The organism is Brevibacillus ruminantium (assembly GCF_023746555.1).
GTDB lineage: Bacteria > Bacillota > Bacilli > Brevibacillales > Brevibacillaceae > Brevibacillus > Brevibacillus ruminantium.
The window spans coordinates 2,294,981-2,312,929 of sequence record NZ_CP098755.1; the positions used below are offsets into that span (position 1 = coordinate 2,294,981).

Annotated in this window: 17 protein-coding genes; 12 read left to right on the plus strand and 5 right to left on the minus strand. The window is 47.4% G+C overall.

The window, feature by feature from the left end:
• Positions 1-48 precede the first annotated feature (48 nt).
• From NDK47_RS11305 to NDK47_RS11335, 7 genes are all read left to right on the plus strand, one after another.
• Positions 49-1,053 (plus strand): Gfo/Idh/MocA family protein, encoded by a 1,005-nt coding sequence (locus NDK47_RS11305; RefSeq protein WP_251874914.1) that lies wholly within the window; start codon positions 49-51, stop codon positions 1,051-1,053.
• A gap of 141 nt (positions 1,054-1,194) precedes the next feature.
• Positions 1,195-2,214 carry an inositol 2-dehydrogenase gene (iolG, locus tag NDK47_RS11310; protein ID WP_251874915.1) on the plus strand — a complete coding sequence of 340 codons (1,020 nt, stop codon included), beginning with the start codon at positions 1,195-1,197 and terminating at the stop codon, positions 2,212-2,214.
• Positions 2,215-2,238: 24 nt separating this feature from the next.
• Positions 2,239-3,735, plus strand: a complete 1,497-nt coding sequence (locus NDK47_RS11315; RefSeq protein ID WP_322112089.1) for a sugar ABC transporter ATP-binding protein — start codon at positions 2,239-2,241, stop codon at positions 3,733-3,735.
• 6 nt (positions 3,736-3,741) lie between these two features.
• The gene (locus tag NDK47_RS11320; RefSeq protein WP_251874917.1) at positions 3,742-4,749 is read left to right on the plus strand and encodes an ABC transporter permease; all 1,008 of its coding nucleotides are present in this window, start codon (positions 3,742-3,744) and stop codon (positions 4,747-4,749) included.
• A gap of 24 nt (positions 4,750-4,773) precedes the next feature.
• Positions 4,774-5,769, plus strand: coding sequence for a sugar ABC transporter substrate-binding protein (locus NDK47_RS11325; RefSeq protein WP_251874918.1), 996 nt, complete (start codon positions 4,774-4,776; stop codon positions 5,767-5,769).
• A gap of 193 nt (positions 5,770-5,962) precedes the next feature.
• A complete protein-coding gene (iolG, locus tag NDK47_RS11330; RefSeq protein WP_251874919.1) occupies positions 5,963-6,982 on the plus strand; it encodes an inositol 2-dehydrogenase in 1,020 nt (339 codons plus the stop codon).
• A 408-nt stretch (positions 6,983-7,390) separates the two neighbouring features.
• Positions 7,391-8,383, plus strand: coding sequence for a sugar ABC transporter substrate-binding protein (locus tag NDK47_RS11335; RefSeq protein ID WP_251874920.1), 993 nt, complete (start codon positions 7,391-7,393; stop codon positions 8,381-8,383).
• A 77-nt stretch (positions 8,384-8,460) separates the two neighbouring features.
• Here NDK47_RS11335 and NDK47_RS11340 read toward each other — a convergent pair.
• A protein-coding gene (locus tag NDK47_RS11340) for an IS3 family transposase (RefSeq protein WP_251870624.1) occupies positions 8,461-9,608 on the minus strand; the annotation gives its coding sequence in 2 pieces (ribosomal slippage) (positions 8,461-9,338 and positions 9,338-9,608; 1,149 coding nt in all).
• An 835-nt stretch (positions 9,609-10,443) separates the two neighbouring features.
• On the opposite strand from NDK47_RS11340, the gene NDK47_RS11345 reads away from it, so the two are divergent.
• The 3 genes from NDK47_RS11345 to NDK47_RS27650 are packed head-to-tail and all read left to right on the plus strand — an operon-like array spanning position 10,444 to position 11,841.
• On the plus strand, positions 10,444-11,007 hold the full coding sequence (locus NDK47_RS11345; RefSeq protein ID WP_251874921.1) for a helix-turn-helix domain-containing protein: 564 nt from the start codon (positions 10,444-10,446) through the stop codon (positions 11,005-11,007).
• Entirely contained in the window at positions 10,964-11,701 is a 738-nt protein-coding gene (locus NDK47_RS11350) for a hypothetical protein (protein ID WP_251874922.1), read from the plus strand. The genes NDK47_RS11345 and NDK47_RS11350 overlap by 44 nt, the downstream gene beginning before the upstream one ends.
• A gap of 14 nt (positions 11,702-11,715) precedes the next feature.
• Positions 11,716-11,841 (plus strand): hypothetical protein, encoded by a 126-nt coding sequence (locus NDK47_RS27650; RefSeq protein WP_256481484.1) that lies wholly within the window; start codon positions 11,716-11,718, stop codon positions 11,839-11,841.
• A gap of 286 nt (positions 11,842-12,127) precedes the next feature.
• Here the strand turns inward: NDK47_RS27650 and NDK47_RS11355 are convergent, their stop codons facing one another.
• The gene (locus tag NDK47_RS11355) at positions 12,128-12,925 is read right to left on the minus strand and encodes a DUF4179 domain-containing protein (protein ID WP_251874923.1); all 798 of its coding nucleotides are present in this window, start codon (positions 12,923-12,925) and stop codon (positions 12,128-12,130) included.
• A gap of 201 nt (positions 12,926-13,126) precedes the next feature.
• On the opposite strand from NDK47_RS11355, the gene NDK47_RS11360 reads away from it, so the two are divergent.
• Positions 13,127-13,525, plus strand: coding sequence for a helix-turn-helix domain-containing protein (locus tag NDK47_RS11360; RefSeq protein ID WP_251874924.1), 399 nt, complete (start codon positions 13,127-13,129; stop codon positions 13,523-13,525).
• Positions 13,522-14,010, plus strand: coding sequence for a DinB family protein (locus tag NDK47_RS11365; RefSeq protein ID WP_251874925.1), 489 nt, complete (start codon positions 13,522-13,524; stop codon positions 14,008-14,010). Before NDK47_RS11360 ends, NDK47_RS11365 begins: the two co-directional genes overlap by 4 nt.
• 350 nt (positions 14,011-14,360) lie before the next feature.
• On the opposite strand, the gene NDK47_RS11370 is transcribed toward NDK47_RS11365, so the two are convergent.
• The 3 genes from NDK47_RS11370 to NDK47_RS11380 all read right to left on the minus strand — a co-directional run bounded on the left by NDK47_RS11370 (position 14,361) and on the right by NDK47_RS11380 (position 17,805).
• On the minus strand, positions 14,361-14,996 hold the full coding sequence (locus NDK47_RS11370; protein ID WP_251874926.1) for a L,D-transpeptidase family protein: 636 nt from the start codon (positions 14,994-14,996) through the stop codon (positions 14,361-14,363).
• A gap of 106 nt (positions 14,997-15,102) precedes the next feature.
• Positions 15,103-16,626, minus strand: a complete 1,524-nt coding sequence (locus NDK47_RS11375; protein ID WP_251874927.1) for an oligosaccharide flippase family protein — start codon at positions 16,624-16,626, stop codon at positions 15,103-15,105.
• A gap of 69 nt (positions 16,627-16,695) precedes the next feature.
• Positions 16,696-17,805, minus strand: coding sequence for an amidase domain-containing protein (locus NDK47_RS11380; protein ID WP_251874928.1), 1,110 nt, complete (start codon positions 17,803-17,805; stop codon positions 16,696-16,698).
• Positions 17,806-17,949 lie beyond the last annotated feature (144 nt).

Sequence of the window (17,949 nt, forward strand, 5' to 3'; positions counted from 1 at the left end):
ATGGCCTGCTTGAAACGAAGGGGAAAGAAGAAGGGGAGGGGAGCACAGATGAGGCAAAAACGCGTGCGCTGGGGAGTGTTGAGCACGGCCAGAATCGCGGTAAACACGATGATTCCGGCTATTCTGGTGGCGGACAACGCCGAGGTTGTCGCCATCGGTAGCCAGAACGAAAAAGTTTCGGAAGTTTCTGCGAAATTCAATATTCCCAGCGTCTATAACAGCTATGAGGAAGTGCTGGATGATCCTGAGGTGGATGCCGTGTACATTCCGCTTCCGAACAGCATGCACAAGGAATGGGTGCTCAAGGCGGCAGACAAAGGAAAGCATATTTTGTGCGAAAAACCGATCGCGCTGAATGCGGCGGAAACAAAAGAGATGATCGAGCATTGCCAAAGCAGGCAGGTGCTGTTGATGGAGGCGTTCATGTACCAGTTCCATCCGCAGCACCAAGTGGTGAAAGAGCTGCTCATGGCCAACGAGATCGGCACGCCCAGGCTGATTCGCGCCAATTTTACCTTTCGGATCGAAGACCGGAGCCGCGATTACCGTCTGGACCCGCAGCTCGGTGGCGGCAGTTTGTACGACATCGGGTGCTACTGCATTCACTCCATCCGCAATATTTTGCAATGCGAACCGAAACGGCTATACGTCCACTCCCCGCGCGATCCGGAATTTGATGTGGACATGTCGGCCGTCGGGATGCTGGAGCTGGACAACGGGATGCTGGCGACGTTTGACTGCAGCTTTGACATGGTGCGCCGTGAACGGTACGAGATTGTGGGGACGCATGGGACGATCCAGGTGCCGCGCTCTTACAATTTGCCCGAGTATTTTGATGGGGAAGGCATCGTGATTGTGGAAAAAGAAGATGGCGTGTCCAGAGTGGAAAAAGTGCGCGGGAACGAGTACAAGCTGGAAGTTGAGCATTTTTCCCAATGCGTGCTGGACGGCTCCCAACCGCTTTATTCCGGGGAGAGCATCTTGCAAAACATGAAAGTGATCGAAGCCTGCTATGAATCAATCCGCTCGGGCAAGTGGGTAAATCTAGCGTAATAAAAAATTTTCGAATTAAATATCTTTTCGAACAAATTTGAATTGAAAATCAATTAAGCCTCATTTAAACTTAAGGTAAGCGGTTACCTTAAAACCCTGAGAGAAAACATTTTAACAAAAAACGATGATGGAGGAATAAATATGAGCGGCCAAGTGCGCACGGCAGTAATCGGATTAGGAAGACTCGGATATTGGCATGCAGAAAACCTTGCGACAAAAGTGAAAGGTGCCCAGCTTGTAAAAGTAGTGGACCCGTTGGAAGGCCGCGCGGAACAGGTAGCAAGAGAGCTGGGGGTTCCAGGCTGGTCCAAAGACCCTCGCGAAGTATTTGAGGACGTAAATATCGACGCGGTAGTTTTGGTCACACCTACGAGTACTCATGCGGAGATGATTACCCAGGCGGCGACGCACGGAAAACAAATCTTTGTTGAAAAACCGATTACCCAAACCGTGGAGGAAGCAGACGAAGTGATTCAGGTGCTACACAAGCACAACGTTTTTTGCCAGGTAGGATTCATGCGCCGATTCGATCCGGCTTACGCGGAAGCAAAAAGGCGGATCGTGGCCGGGGATATCGGCAAGCCGCTCTACTTTAAAGGAGTGAGCCGCGACGGCAATTGCCCGCCCGCAGAGTTTATCAAGCACAGCGGAGGGCTGTTCCTCGATGTCGCCATTCACGACTACGATATCGCCCGCTTTTTAATGGGGACGGAAGTGGAATCGGTTACAGCGACGGGGAATGTGCTCTTGCACACCTTCATGAATGACTATCACGATGTCGACCAGGCGGTGACCACCCTGACCTTTGCTTCGGGAGCGGCGGGAGACATCGAAACAATGCGGATCGCTCCGTACGGCTATGATATACGCGGCGAAGTCATCGGCACGGAAGGCTCCATTCAAATCGGATCGCTTCGCCACCACGATGTGCTTTTGCTGACTACCAATGCCAGTACGCATGACATCATCCCGGATTTCCCGACGAAATTCAAGGACGCCTACCTACTGGAAATGATTCATTTCATTGACGCGGTGCAAAAGAGAGAACGGCCTGCATGCACGGAAACAGACGGAAAAATCGCCCTTGAGATCGCAGCGGCAGCTACCGAGTCGTTTCAAACAGCGAAGACAGTCAAGCTCGATAAAAAAGTGTCCATTTAATCAATCCAAATTGAAAAAATGGAGGTGAAGACCTTGGCGTTGCTGGAAATGAAGGGCATTAACAAAGCATTTTCCGGTGTGACGGTCTTGCACGACGTTCATCTGGACGTTCGGCAAGGGGAAGTGCACGTCCTGCTCGGGGAAAACGGCGCAGGAAAATCAACGATTATCAAGATCATGACCGGAGCCTACACGAAAGACAAGGGGGAAATTCGCTGGGATGGCAGGCCGGTCGAGATCGCAAAGCCGAGCGATGCGATTGATATCGGCATTGCCACGATTTATCAGGAGTTGAACCTGATTCCACATCTTTCGGTGGCAGAGAACATTTTTCTGGGACACGAAAAGAAAAAGCATGGTCGCTACTCTTTTCTGGATCGGAAGTACATGCGGGAAAAATCGAAGGAATTGATGACGAAGCTGGGGCAAAGCATCGACCCGAATGCATTGGTGAGCAGTTTGGGGGTCGGACAGCAACAATTAGTGGAAATTGCTAAAGCGCTTTCTTTGAATGCCAAGCTGATTATTATGGATGAACCGACATCGAGCTTGAGCGCCCAGGAAGCCGAGCAGTTGCTGGCGACGATCGAGTCGTTGCGGGAGCAGGGCATGACGTTCATTTACGTTTCCCATCGGCTGGAAGAGATAAAACGCATCGGGGACCGGATCACGGTTCTGCGGGACGGGGCAAAAATCGAAACGGTGGATGTCAGCACGACTTCCATTGATCGGATGATCGAACTGATGGTCGGCCGCTCTCTGCATAACAAGTATCCGAAACAGACGTTTACCCGGGGACAGGAAGCGCTGCGGATCGAAAACCTGAAGATGAAAGGGGCTTCTCACCCGATAAGCTTTGCTGCCTATCAGGGCGAGATTCTCGGGTTTTCCGGATTGGTCGGCGCTGGTCGCAGCGAGCTGATGAAAACGATCTTCGGAGCGGAGCCGAAGGAGACGGGCAAGGTCTACGTCTTCGGGAAAGAGGCTGTGATTCGTCAGCCGCGCGATGCCATCGAGGCGGGATTTGCTTTCATTACGGAAGACAGGAAGACGGAAGGGCTGTTTCTCGACCAGTCGCTTATTTTCAATACGTCCATCGCCAATTTGCGCGAAGTCAAAAGCAACGGGCTGCTGAGTTCGGTAAAGATGAAGGAAGTAGCGGAAAAGTACGTCCGCGAGCTGCAGATTCGCCCGAACAATATCAATTTGATGGGGCGGAACTTCAGCGGAGGGAACCAGCAAAAAGTCGTCATCGCCAAGTGGCTTTTCACCCAGGCGCGCATTTTTATTTTTGACGAGCCTACCCGCGGCATTGACGTGGGAGCAAAGGTAGAGGTCTACAACTTAATCAATGACCTAGTGGACTTGGGCGCATGTGTGCTGATTGTATCGTCGGATTTGCCGGAAATTCTCGGGATGTGCGACCGGATTCTCGTGATGAGCGACGGTCGGATCACCGCCGATCTGCAACGGGAGGAAGCGACGCAAGAAGTAATCATGAAAGCAGCAACAGGAGGTTGATAGAAAATGAAGGAACAGTCCAACTCTGTGACAGTCACCACAGGGACAAGTGCCAGCAAGACACTGAGTTTGAATTGGAAAACGTTTGTCGGCAAGTTTGGGGCTTTGCTCGGACTCCTCATCCTTTCAGTGTGCCTGAGCATTCTTTCCCCAAATTTTTTGAAAGCAGAAAATTTAATGAATATCGCTCGGCAGTCTTCCATCAATGCGTTGCTCGCAATTGGAATGCTTTTGCCGATTTTAACAGCGGGAATTGATTTGTCTGTCGGTTCCTTGCTGGCATTGGCGATTACCACGACAGGGATTTTCGTGGTGAACTGGGGGATGCACCCGCTGCTTGGGATCTTGCTTTGTCTCGCGATCGGAGCGCTCGGCGGATGGTTCAACGGGGTTTTGCTCACCAAACTGAGATTGCCGCATCCTTTTATCTCCACATTGGGAACGATGAATATTTTTCGCGGGCTGGCACTCATCATCACAGCAGCCTCTCCGATTTTCGGCTTCCCGTTCATCATCAACTACGCGGGCTATGAAAACATCGGGATTTTTCCCGTGAGCTTTATTCTCGTGATTATTACGTATATTCTTTTCCATCTGTTTCTTACGCGCACAGCGACGGGACGGTATATATACGCGATCGGCGGCAACAAGGAAGCGGCCCGGCTCGCTGGTATTCCTGTGGACCGGATTCTGATTCTCGTCTACACCCTAAGCGGCTTGATGGCTGGTCTGGCGGGCCTTGTCCTGATCGGAAGGACGGATTCGGCGTCGCCGATTGCCGGTCTGTCGTATGAACTGGATGCGATTGCCGCGGTGATTATCGGTGGAGCTAGCTTTTTCGGCGGCGTGGGGACGGTATGGGGCACATTGATCGGGGCGCTCATCATCGCTGTGCTGCGAAATGGCTTGAACTTGCTGGGGACGACCTCCGATTTGCAAGTAGTGGTTATCGGATCTGTGATTATCGCTGCCGTGTACGTCGATGTCCTGCGCCAGCGTTCGGCCAAAAAATAGGAAGGCGTTGCGGAGGAGCGGACGATGAGAAAGAAGATTTGGAAAGCCATTTTTTCAAGCTTGGTCCTGTTAAGCCTGGTAGCATGCGGGGAGCAGCCTGGCAGTCCGGAAGGTTCCTCGACCCAGCAGCAGCCGCAGACGGGTCCCGGTGAACAAAAGCCGAAAATTTACGTCGTCTTGAAGTCGCTGAACAGTGAATATTTTCAGTTCATACAGGCGGGGGCAAAAGCGGCGTTCCATGATTTCAACGTGGACGGGACGATCATGGCTCCCTCGAACCAGACACAGGTGATGGAGCAAGTCAACATGATTGAAGACTTGCTGAACAAAAACCCCGATGGGCTGGTGCTTACTCCCAGCCAGCCTGTTGCTGTCGTTTCGGCGTTGGCGAAGTACAAAGCAAAAGATATCCCGGTTGTGCTGCTGGACAGCGACGTGGATTGGGAGGACAAAACTACTTTTATCGGCAATGACGATGCGCTGAGCGGACAAAAAGCGGGTGAAACATTGGCAGCGAAGCTGAGCAGGGGGGACAAAGTAGCCATTCTCGAAGGGATTTCCGGCACTCCGACCAGCGCCAAGCGCGTACAAGGAGCGAGAGAGGCGCTGGAAAATGCGGGAATGATCGTTGCCGCTTCCGAGGCTGCGAACTGGGATCGGGTGGAAGCGGTATCGGTCATGGAAAACGTTTTGCAAGCCCACCCGGATATTAAGGGCGTGGTCGCCGCAAACGATGAAATGGCGCTTGGGGCGATTCGTGCGAGTGAGGCGAAGGGCAAAGAGATAGCCGTCATCGGAATGGATGGCATCATCGAGGCGATTGAATCTATCCAAAAAGGCTCGATGGATGCCTCAATCGCGGTGAAAACGTATGATATGGGCTACAAGGGCGTTGAAAATGCGGTGAAAGCCATTCGCAAAGAAACGGTGCCAAAGCAAATCGTGACAGAGATTGACGTCATTACGCCGGAGAATGCCGAAGCAAAGCTCGCCCAAGCGAAAGGGCTGCTGGGGAAATAAAGGAAGGAGCCGTCAATGCTACAAAAGCTACAAAGCTCGACGCGGTCAGGCTGCTTGTACGAATCACCTGTCTTGAATGCGAGCTGCTCTAGGGCCGGATGGCTGGCCTCAGCTGATCCTCAAGGGGAGTTGTATCCATTCTCTGGGCGAAGCGGCAGCTCCAGCACTCGATAACAAAAAGGGGGACTGACGGATGGCCGAAACAGTCCGTTGTGCCGTAGTAGGACTTGGTCGGGCTGGCCTTTCCCATGCCGCAAATCTGGTCAACAGCGTAAAAGGAGCAGAGCTTGCTGTCTGTGCCGCTACCCGCAAGGAACACGCCGAAGCCGTAGCGAGCAGGCTCGGGGTCAGACAAGCGACCAACTCTGTTGATGATATCTTCGATAATCTCGAGATTGACGCTGTCATCATCGCTACTCCGACTGCTACGCATAAACAACTGATCCAACGGGCGGCAGAGAGCGGCAAGCATATTTTTGTCGAAAAGCCGATCACGCAAACATCAGAAGAAGCAGAGGAAACGATTCGCATCATTCGCGAGCACCGCGTCATGTGCCAGGTCGGTTTTATGCGAAGATTTGATCCTGCCTATGCCGAGGCGAAAAAACGGGTGGAAGCAGGCGATATCGGCAAGCCGATCTACTTTAAAGGCATCGGCCGTGATCCCGGTTCGCCACCTCTTGACTACATGAAGCATAGCGGCGGGATTTTTCTGGACTTGTGCATACACGATTACGATATCGCCCGATATCTGATAGGTTCTGAGGTCGCTTCGGTCACAGCGTTTGGCCGCATTCTGGCGCATCCTTTTCTGGAGGAATGCAACGATGTCGACCAGGCGTTGACTCATCTGACTTTTCACTCCGGGGCAATGGGAGATATAGAGGGCAGCCGCAACGCCTTTTACGGCTACGATATACGCGGGGAGATTATGGGGACAGAAGGGACGATCCAGATCGGCTCGTTGCGGCACCACGATGTGAAAATCATGACGGCAAAAGGCAAAACGCACGATCTCATTCCCGATTTTCCGACCAGATTCAAAGATGCTTTTTGCCTGCAATTGCAAAGCTTTGTGGACAGCATCCGCAACCAGCAAGCGCCAGCGGTATCGGCAGCCGATGCCAAAATCGCTCTGCAAATCGCGGAGGCGGCTACCAAGTCGTTTCGGACAGGTACAACTGTGCAAGTAGCGTCCGATCAGCCGGAGTGAAATTCAGATTATTCAGTTACATCGGCGCAGGAAGCCGCACTTGCCGGGCTGCCAGCGTCTTGACGCTTGTCTCGATTTGGGGTAGGCGTCTCAGGGTGAGTAGTCTTTCGATTTTGATTTTTCAAAATGAAAGTGTTTACACTCGGGAATGGTCTGTATTATAATGCCATTAAGAAAACGCTTAACCAAACATACGAGACAGCTTCACCGGCCAGAAAGCGCTGAAAAACGGAGATGTTCGCCTGTTTTAACACGCTGAAATCTATGTTCTATCCATTTTTTTATGAGAAATGGTTAAGCGCTTATTCAAACTACGAAAGGTTGAGAAGGAGGGAGCATGGTCGGTCGAGGTTTTCCAAAGACGTATGTCGGCTATAGCAAAAAAGAATGAGCACACGGGGGGTTCCTATGAAAAAGAGAATTGCGATTCCATTGATTTTGATGATGATGTTCTCCGTTCTGGCAGGCTGCGCTGGGCAAGCAAACAATAGCACGGGAGCGACGGCCGGAAATCAGCAAGGGTCTTCTGACGGCAAGCCAAAAGTCACCGTTGTCTTGATGGAGCTGAGCGCGCAGTATTTTAAATTCATGGAAGCGGGAGCAAAAGCCGCTTTTCAAGAGTTCGGCGTAGATGGAAAGGTGATCGCTCCTTCCAATCAATCGCAAGTCATAGAGCAGGTAAACATGATCGAAACGGCGCTGAATGAAAAGCCGGATGCGCTGGTTTTGATGCCTTCTCAGCCGGAATCCGCTCTCCCGGTATTGAGGAAGTATAAACAGAAAGGCATCCCCGTTCTGTTGATCGACACAGACGTGCCGAACTGGAAGGATAAAACCTCTTATATCGGTACCAATAACGATGAGGCAGGCTATACAGCCGCACAGCTTGTCGCCAAGCAGCTTAACAAAGGGGACAAAGTCGCTATTCTCGAAGGAATCGCCGGGACCTATGCTAGCGAGACGCGGATTGCCGGAGCGAAAAGAGGGCTGACGGAAGCCGGGCTGGAAATCGCGGTTTCGCAGTCGGCTGACTGGGACCGGGTAAAAGCTACCTCCGTAATGGAGAACATTTTGCAAGCGCACCCAGATGTCAAAGCGGTCGTTGCCGCCAATGACGAGATGGCGCTGGGAGCCGTGCGCGCCACAGAAGCAAAAGGCTTGAAAATCCCTGTCGTCGGTGTCGACGGAATCATTGAGGCGGTTGAATCCGTGAACAAAGGCATCCTGTTCGGCTCGGTTGCGCAGAAGCCGTATGACATGGGCTACCTTGGCGTGAAAAATGCATTGGCGGCGATTAAAGGCGAGCCGGTGGAACAGCGCATTGACAGCGGACTCGATACGATCACCAAAGAAAATGCGGAAGCAAAGCTGAAGGATCTGAAAGCAAAGCTGGGGCAATAAAAAAGCACATGGAATAAGCGACGGGAGGAGGGGACTGCCCCCCGTCTGTAGGACAGGGATCAAAACACCTTAGCCAATTAAGCAGCCAGTTGCCGAAATTGAATCGGTGACTGGTTGTTTAGTTTCGTTTGAATGCGAATTGAGTTATAGTAATGAATGTAGTCTTGAACAATCTGTGCAACGATGGCCGTCGTTGTACAGGTAAAGTCTTCAAGATAGAACGTTTCAGACTTTAGCGTGGAATGAAACGATTCTATGGGGGCATTATCAGCAGGTGTACCCTTACGGGACATGCTCATGGTAATGCCCTTTTCCTTTACAGCCTGTTGAAATGCCTTGGATGTATAAACGGAACCTTGGTCACTATGTAACATGCAACTCGTTACTGTGGGCAACTGATACAACGTATCTAAAACCAAACCGGTATCTTGTGTGTCTCCAATACTGTAGGCGATAATCTCGCCGTTGTACAAGTCCATGATGCTAGATAAATACAGCATTTTGCTGCCGAAAGGCAGGTAAGTAATATCCGTAACTAGTTTTTGCAATGGTTGTTCCGCATGAAAATCACGTTTTAGAAGATGATCAGCTACTTGGAATGGTTGTCCGATTCCCTTTCGCTTTTTCACTTTCACTCGACATTGCAAGCCTTCTTCTCTCATGATCCGTTGCACTCGTTTATGATTCACTTGCATCTCTCGGCGTAAAAGTGCTGTGATTTTTCGGTATCCATAGCGAAATTTATGTGCTAAGCACAGCTCACGAATACGTGTGACGAGTGGTTTTGAAACCGGTTGTGTATTCCTTTGATTTTTCCACCGATAGTAGGTGGAACGAGCAACGCCCAGCCATAGGCACGCTTGTTGTACAGAGACCTCTCCCTTTATGGAATCCATCCACTGGACTACTGCTTCTGGTGACACCTCCTTTCCCACTCCTTGTACTTTTTTAAGACATCCAATTGTTGTTTTAAGAAGCGATTTTCCTGCTTCAATCTTTCAACTTCAGATGTAACCTCTGGCCCTTTTCCATATGTGTACTGCTTACCTACTGGTTGTTCAAAGCGGTGAATTTCCCCGTTTCTATACCAACGTAACCATGTATCCACCTGCGTTTTGTTCTTGATACAAAGATGTTCCATTACTTCACTCACTGATACGCCCGCCATCCTCATTTCAACAGCCTTTAGCTTAATTTCCGCGGGATAGCTTACTCTCGTTGCCACAGAAAAACACCTCCAAGTTGTCCCCATATCTTACGACATGGTCGCATTCTCTTGAAGGTGTTTTAATTTGTCTTACGTTATGGGGTCAGTCCCGAGGAAGGTCACACTTCCTCTTTCTGCTTATTCACCATCCTTTCCACGACAAGGTGAAGCAGCGTGCAAAGTTCAATCGGAAAAAGAAAATGAAATTAATAAATTGCCTGATGACTAGGAAAAAAAGATGCTTTGGCTGATTTACAGAACCTTCAAGAAGCGATGAAAAAAGTAACTGGGAAAGAGTGAAAGGGATATATCTGCCATGATAAGGTATTAGAGGTTATTTTTAGAAGCAAATGACCAATTGCTACCTTTACTTGCAATTATAACGTTCATTGTTACTCTCGTAAGGTTCAAGGGATCAGCAGCCACAGCTTTGCAGGTAGTAGTTGCCGAAAAATTAAATGAAGCCGATTGAATTAACAGAATAATCAGTGAACTAAAAAGTACGTAAAAAAATCTCCCTTATGGAGACTGTTTCATTTATTTTTATATTTCCCGGCATCGGAACTACGGGTATTTCACCTGTAGTCCAATGGGTAAGCTTACATGATCTTAAGCAGTACTAGACAGAATGAGAGAAAGGCCAATAGTTGTATCGTTCTGCACATAGTATCACCTCCTTTAATTCTTATAGAGGCCACTTAATAATATCACATAAAAATGGCTCCAGCAATAATCAAAGAAGAAAATCAACTAATTACATTTTTGGGATTTAATTACTTAGGAAACTATTACCATTCTCGTGATGGTGTGATATCATAAAAAAACTTGAAAGGAATTTTTTAGGGGGATATTAATGAGCATAGAAGCGATTGGAGAATTGGTACTATATCATCGGCAACAAAAAAATATATCTTTAGGCGAACTGGCTGAACGGACAGGCGTAAGCAAGGCATCGCTTTCAAAGATTGAATCAGGGGAGACGAAAAGACCCAGTTTTATGGTTTGGAAAAAGATCGCAAGTACACTCAATATTCCGTATACGAAAACAATTGGAATTTATTTAAGTACAACAGAACAACCAACTAAAATTAAATTATTGTTAGAAGAATCGATTGCACTCAACAGCGAGACACTTGTTCAAAAAGCGGCTCTAAGGCTGCTCGAAACACCGAGAATGGATACTCTTCTAGCGTTAGATCATCTTCTCCAAGTAACGAAAGGGGTGGAGGATCGGGATGTCAGGCTTGCTTTGTATGGAGTGATTATTGATTACACCCGGAAGCACGGGATTCCCTATTATCTAGCAAAAAACCTCTACGAGAGGTACTTGCTGGAACGAGATGATTTTATACGTTTCGAGGAAACATACCGTCGTGGAAAAGAATTTGCATTACATGGATTTTCTTCAGCCAAATGAGCGGATTAACTATTATTACCGGATGGGAGTTCATGCTGATATTTTGGACTATCACGGTGAATGCATCGATTTTTGTGGAAGGAGCATACGGGAAGACCAAGCAGATAGTAGCCAGAAAGCCTACGCTTTGATAACACTGTTCAACGCATACATTTCATTGGACGATCTGATTCTTGCAGAGTATTGCTTAAAGGAGTACGAGAATAGTAGATATGCTGACTTCAGAAAAAAACACTTCAGAGCAGTCCTCTACACAAAAAGAGGGAGATTTGCGGAAGCGATACAACTTTACAAAGAGTGCCTTCAGGAAGCGGAACGTGATAGGCGTATTTCTGTTGTCAGTGATCTTCTCGAGGTCTACCTGGAAATCGGCAGAAACGATTTGATCAAAGAGCTGATCGATTCAGAAGCAGATTTCTTGCCCGCAAACATAAATATTCATCCATATCGTATTAAAGTTGCAGCAAGGTACTTCAAACGAAAAGGTGTGTGTCAGCTCTCCGCAGGTTTGACGAATGAAGGTTTTGACAGCTTGCTTCAAAGCATTACCTACTATCGACAGCTAGGCGATTCTGAAAAAGCAATGCAATGTATAGGTCTTTTCTTAAGGCATCATCGACTGAGTGGGAAAAGTTTATCTTTTGAACATATGGAAAAAATTGATAAGATCTGCCATAATGAAGCAAACGAATAGGGGAGGAATATCCCGTGAAAAAACTATTATCTACACTTGCTTTTGCTATTTTACTCTGCTCTGTTTCACTACCAGTAACCATCCCAAAACAAGACACACCACCATCTAAAATTATACTTAACGTTGAGCCTGAATGGTGAAACTGTAGGGAACCTTAATAAAACGATTATTCTTATTCTCATTTTACTAGTGCATCATAGGTCAGACTAGAACAGCGAGAAGAAATCGAAAACGAGGCCCGACGAACGGCTTATGTCATCGTAAGATAGCAGAATAAGTTTCGGGAAGTGGAAGTAGGGCATGGAGCGAAGAAGAAGAACGAAAAACTGCACAATCTGATTCGAAAACCCATTAGGTAATGAGCTTGATTTCGAATGAAAAAGACGGTGCTAAAGGAATTTAGCATCGTCTTTTGGTTAGAATCAATTACTTGCTTAACTCAATAGTCGCTAAAGGTTCTTTGGATGTCCCTTTAAGCTGACTATCAAAAACCTTTAATGTTAATGAATCCGGCTTGTTCTTTGGAGTAATAAATACTCTGTTATCCTTTTGGGTTACCCATTGTCCGTCGTTCTTCAGCGTTTTAATTTCACCGCCTATAGGTTCAAACGGAATCCCGTTTTTGTCATAAACAAATATGTGCAGAGTGCGTTTATCATCGTATTTGGGGAAGACGACGGTGTAGGAGATAGTTGTTGTGTGCGGTGATATTTGAACAGTTTTAATTTCAAATGAGGCATCCCTGAACTTTTTAGTAATCATAGGTTCATAATGAACAATAGATTGTTCGAATTCAGAAGTGGAGACAGGAACATTTAAAATCCATTTCCCCACTGTATCCCCCAGCTGACTAATCTCCAACCGGAGCATAAATGTTTTCGGTAATGAATTATTGGTAAGGATTCTAATTTCTCCTCTTCCCTGAGAATAGGATGCGCTCTTTCCGAGTTCTAACTCTTTACCTTCTACCGATAAATTTACCGAATTGAAATGAATGCCTCCAGCTTTTTCTCCTTCTGCAGTGTATTTTATCAGCAACTGTTGATGATCGTATATAATATCCTTGATAGAGAATTTTATTCCCTTATCTTCTGTAGTGAGATTCTGATATGGAGCCTGATATTTTGAGGATAACCTTTCAGCTAACAATGAATCTGCATTCATATTGCTAATTAGATCTCCAGCTATATACAAACCAATAGCACAGATAACGGATTTAATCATTGTATCCCTCCTCACGTATTACAATGTTCACGGACAGGGAGTAGTATTCAAAATGGATTAATCCGATTTATACGAAAACGAGCCTAAGAAAGATTCATTAGGCTCGTTTTTATTCAAAATTACAAGAAGATACGGATTATGGACGAATATTTGTACCGGCATTTGCTGCGGCTACGGCCCGGAAAGGAGGATTATAGTTTGATGAAAAATGCGCTGCATTGCATTTTTGTTAGCGGTGGGAGCTTGCGTGTCCGAGCGCTTGCCGAACAAGAGGCGGTCAGCGAAAGGCAGCTGAACCGCAAGTTCGGGCAATGGATCGGGCTTAGTCCCAAGAAGTTCAGCGAGGTCGTCCGATTCCAGTCTGTGCTGGGACAGCACTCAAAGTGGCGAAACGGTGGATTCGGCAGAGCTTGTTCTCCGGCACAGTTAATTCGACCGGGCGCATCTGATTTGCGATTTTCGCAGATTTTACGGCGGTTCTCCACATACAGCGGCAGCCGAATATCGCCGGAGGTTGTCCGATTTTTACAATACCCGTATGTAGCCATTCGTTATACTGGAATCATCATAACGAATGGCGAAGGAGAGATGACAAGATGAACGGAACGCTGCAAATTCGGGATCATCTGCTGAATGAACTGGAGACCGGAGTACGAACCGGAGAGGCGCTGATCCGCCGGATACGTCCGGAGGATTGGTCATACCGCCCGCAGGATGATATGCGCTCGCTGCTGGAGTTGGTGCATCATTTGGTGCTGATTCCGGCTTCGGACTTTGCCATTATGCAGGAGAAATCCGAGCAAGAGGTAAGTGCGGTCGAACAAAGCCTTTCCGGAATCGACGATCCTGAGCAGTTGGCTGCAAGCCTTAGAAAAAATTTTGAAATCTACAAAGACTATATCGTTTCGCTTAGTGAAGAGGACTATCTGCACCGATCGACAAAAGCCTTCTATTTGGAACAGGGATATGTGCAGGTTAAATGGCAAATTGAAACGGTTACGCATCTGTTCCATCATCGTTCTCAGCTTTATAACTATTTGAAGCAGCTTGGGCATGAAGTGAGTTTCTTTATGCTGTATGCTTGAACAACGTTACGAAAAATATCTTTATACAATAGAATAAATTGATCAGGAGCGCCCGTCCGTGGGTAGCTCTTTTTCAGTTGTAATGGAAGCTTGTGAAGCTCCTTTGGATTCTTGTAGCGGCGCAGCGCCAACCACTATGGAACTGTTGAAAGCTGCCGCACGATGACTGAACCGCTTAACTATGGATCGTTCTTGAAGCGGGTCGCACCTCGCTGAAGGGACTAAAGATCCCCAGATTTGTCCGCCTCCTTGCCCCACTCTGGCAGGGGGCGAAGGCGGCAATAATACCAGAATACGTTGTTTACATAACCGCTTTGTCCGCGAACTGATCCTGCAAGCTGCCTATTCCTCTATTCCCAAGTGAAGCAAATCTTCATAATGGATTTGGGATGTAACCTTGAGGCCATGATCTTTTTGGTACTGGGTAATCGCGATTTCGTTAAACGATCAAATTGACCGTTGCATTCTCCCATGTAATAACCGGCCGCTTGAAGGCGATTTTGGACGATTTGCACGAGTGCACTCCGGGAACCCTTGACTAAAATACGGTATGTGATATCGGGATGTCCGGTTAAAGGCCCGTCGATGGTAACCTTCGTACCAACACTAACAAGGTCGTAAAGCTCCTCTACCTGGTTATCAAACATGCGAATACAACCTTCGCTTACGAATCCGCCAATCGAATAGGGTTTATCGGTGCCGTGAATTCCGAAGGTTCCCCACCCAACATTAAGCTGCATCCACCTAGGTCCAAAACCATCAAACCAATTTTTCCTTTTATCGACAATTTCGAAAACCCCTACAGGGGATGGGGTGTCCCTTGTACCAACTCCAATACGGTACGTTTTAATGACTTTACCGTTTTCCTTTAGTTCTAGTGTCCTTTTCCACAGGTTAATGTAAATTTCCTTATCAGCATGGGCAGGGGCCTGGCTTGCGGTAATTGCGATCATTCCTACTACGATAAGCGAAAAAAGCCATTTCATTGCGTTCACCTGTTATGGGTAGTATGTGTAGGGATATTTTCGCCTCAGTAGTTCGCAAATATGTATCCGGAACCATTGTCATTCCATGCCACCTTCTTTTCTGATTTTAACGACCTCCTGTCTTTTTCCGAAAACGGAAGAATATATACAGAAAAATGCAAATGGTAAAAAATAGCGTACCGCCAAGCGAGCGGATGATTGCCGAATCAAGGCCAACACGCAATAAAAGAGCGTCGAACGGAGTGTAAAAAAAAGCGATGACCAGAAGAAAAAGCGAGCCGCTAACTATGTTGGTTACGGGAAAAGCTCCTTTGCATCGTTTTTGCACCATGACTACATTCCAAATCAAGGGAATGAATTCAAAGGTAAATACACTAATCGCTGCACCGGCGTAACCGAAACCGGGTATGGCCGTCAAATAATAAGCGGCAAACGCCGAGCATATAAGACCTAGAATTGAGCCAATCAAGGGCGCGCTTTTTTGATCCATTGCCCACAAAATTGTTGTCGTTAGTTCCCTCATGCCCACAACGATGGGGGCAAAAGACAAATAGCGGTTTGCTTGAGCGGCCCCTTCGTTGCCGAAAATGAGTATGGATAGCTCATCTGCATAAAAAAGGAGAAAAACCGTAGAACCAATACCCCAGAACCATCCAACTTCTAATGATATGTTTGAACGTTCAAGGAAATTTTTCCTTTTTTTATTTTGCCAATTAGCCGTTAGTTTTGAGGCAACCGTATATGATAATGCCGCCGTTAGGATTGTGGGCAAGTATGCCGTTATCGATGCCATTCCCGTTATTTCTCCGAAAACGCCGACGGCATCTGATTGACTCAGGCCCGATTTCTGTAGGCGGGCAGGAATAATAAGTGCATCCAGAAGGTCGGATGTTGGCGTTACCAAACGAGTTAATGTAATCGCAAAGGATGTTTTAAGAAAGAAGAATATTCCAGGCCCGAAAACGGACCAGCGAATTGAATCTGTAAATGTCCTGTTAGTCGTACCAGAAAACATCGGTTTTTTGTTATATTGCCATAACCAAAGAAAACATAATGCAACAAAAGCTCCCGTAAACGCACCGAAGGCGGCCCCACCGGCCGCAGCGTAAATGCCATATTTCATCCAAACCACAACTAGCAAGAGCATCGTGCCGGCTCGAACCGCTTGCTCAATCAACTCGGAAGTCGAAACTTCTCCGTAAGACTCGATCCCTTGCAAAAAACCGCGATGGAGTTGCAATAAAGGGACAATCATTAATGCCGGTGCAAGACAACGGATAGGAAACGTCAAACGGCTATCCCCGAGATAATAGGCGAGATAAGGAGCTGTAGTGTAGCAAAGCAAACCGGACCCAACACCCAAAATGAAGAATGGGATAATGAAACCTTTAAACAATTGTGACCCGCGTTTGAGATCTTTAGCCGTCATTAACGCTAATGTCGTCGGAAAGCCGCCGGTGAGGAGGGTGAGTGCGAATCCAAAAATTGAATAGACAATTTGGTAAATACCAGTTCCTTCCGAGCCGAGCAGCCGATATAGCGGAATACGAACTGCAAGTCCGATGGCTTTAACAAGAAAAATAGCGCCAGTACGTAGCACTGTTTGTTTCAGGAAGGCGGGAAGCTGCATATTCTCACCCCAAATAACCTTGTCCCAAAATTATATGAACAAGGTTATGAAGGTATACGCCCCTATCGTCTAATCGTTAATATGAATTAAAAGATACTTCGTATTTTTGTCCCAACCGAGGTCAAACGGCACACGGTACCGGTCGGCGGTATGGGAGTTCACCAAAGGATACCCGTTTACATCGTGCCCGACAATGACTGAAAAATGGTCCGTATCTCCGTCAAGCGAATAACCAATTACATCGCCTGGCAACAGTTTTGCAATGGCTCCATCCGGATGTTTTTCGCTTGATTGGGTGATCTCTGTAAACGTTCCTTTGGCAATTAATCTTCCATATCCAGAGTAAAGCAGAAAATGTTCGAACGCATCCGTTTGCACCCAGGCATGGCTTCCGCCTCCCCAATACCCCCATGTGCCCGTCATCCGCAGGCCACCGCCCTCCTTTTTATCTCCAAGAACTTGAGATGTAAAATTCGTGCAGTCTCCACCAAGAGGTGTATAGTCCATATATTTCTTGTTGTATCGATTGTTATTTCCGGCTCCCCAAGCCAGACCCGCATATTTGTTCGCATAAGCAACCGCACGCTCTCGGTTATATCGTCCCTTTGATTTAGGCGTATAGTCAACCGAGGAAAGATGGGGAAAGCCAGCCGGGGTATCCGAAATTAAATCCGGGTTTTCCTCCAAGGGGTCCGAATACCATTCTTTTTTTACGAGCCAGCCGTCATTTATCTTTTTAATGGTAAGGGCATGCCGGGTACCAACTCCAAACGATTGCGAGGGAAGGTACGATGCTTTGTACTCATAAGTTATTTTGGCCGATTGGACCAAGGTGACTGTCGCTAGATCGCCGTCCTTTTTGAGACGACCGATACGAATAAATGGTTCAGCTGCAACAAGGCGAAGCCCGCGCTTTTCCGCCCAGGAATACAGGTATTTTGCCCGCCGTAACTCCATTTGATAAGCATATCGGCTCGCGCGTTCGGACTTTATATAATACTTCTCTATTGTTTCCGGCCGTTGATTGACGAGGAAATCGTTGCGGTCTTTATACAACTGGGTTAAAAACTGGGTGATTTCCTCTTTATCACTATCCTTTTCCAACGGAAACGCGTAACCTTTTAACGGTGTCAATCCAATGATGATGGACAGTCCAGCTAACAGAAATAAACGCAGCACGCTAGGAGCCCCCTAAAGGTTATTTCTGCATCAACGAATCTCAAAAAACAAGTCTAATTTGAACATTTGTAGGTATGCAAATGCGAGGCGGGAAGCGGTTTTTTCCCGCCTCGCTTTCTACTGGCCCAAACCGGGCAATTATTA

Coding starts and splice junctions, on each gene's coding strand:
- NDK47_RS11305 (WP_251874914.1), top strand. CDS start 49: ATGAGGCAAAAACGCGTGCGCTGGGGAGTGTTGAGCACGGCCAGAATC.
- iolG (WP_251874915.1), top strand. CDS start 1,195: ATGAGCGGCCAAGTGCGCACGGCAGTAATCGGATTAGGAAGACTCGGA.
- NDK47_RS11320 (WP_251874917.1), top strand. CDS start 3,742: ATGAAGGAACAGTCCAACTCTGTGACAGTCACCACAGGGACAAGTGCC.
- NDK47_RS11325 (WP_251874918.1), top strand. CDS start 4,774: ATGAGAAAGAAGATTTGGAAAGCCATTTTTTCAAGCTTGGTCCTGTTA.
- iolG (WP_251874919.1), top strand. CDS start 5,963: ATGGCCGAAACAGTCCGTTGTGCCGTAGTAGGACTTGGTCGGGCTGGC.
- NDK47_RS11335 (WP_251874920.1), top strand. CDS start 7,391: ATGAAAAAGAGAATTGCGATTCCATTGATTTTGATGATGATGTTCTCC.
- NDK47_RS11345 (WP_251874921.1), top strand. CDS start 10,444: ATGAGCATAGAAGCGATTGGAGAATTGGTACTATATCATCGGCAACAA.
- NDK47_RS11355 (WP_251874923.1), bottom strand. CDS start 12,925: ATGATTAAATCCGTTATCTGTGCTATTGGTTTGTATATAGCTGGAGAT.
- NDK47_RS11360 (WP_251874924.1), top strand. CDS start 13,127: ATGAAAAATGCGCTGCATTGCATTTTTGTTAGCGGTGGGAGCTTGCGT.
- NDK47_RS11365 (WP_251874925.1), top strand. CDS start 13,522: ATGAACGGAACGCTGCAAATTCGGGATCATCTGCTGAATGAACTGGAG.
- NDK47_RS11370 (WP_251874926.1), bottom strand. CDS start 14,996: ATGAAATGGCTTTTTTCGCTTATCGTAGTAGGAATGATCGCAATTACC.
- NDK47_RS11375 (WP_251874927.1), bottom strand. CDS start 16,626: ATGCAGCTTCCCGCCTTCCTGAAACAAACAGTGCTACGTACTGGCGCT.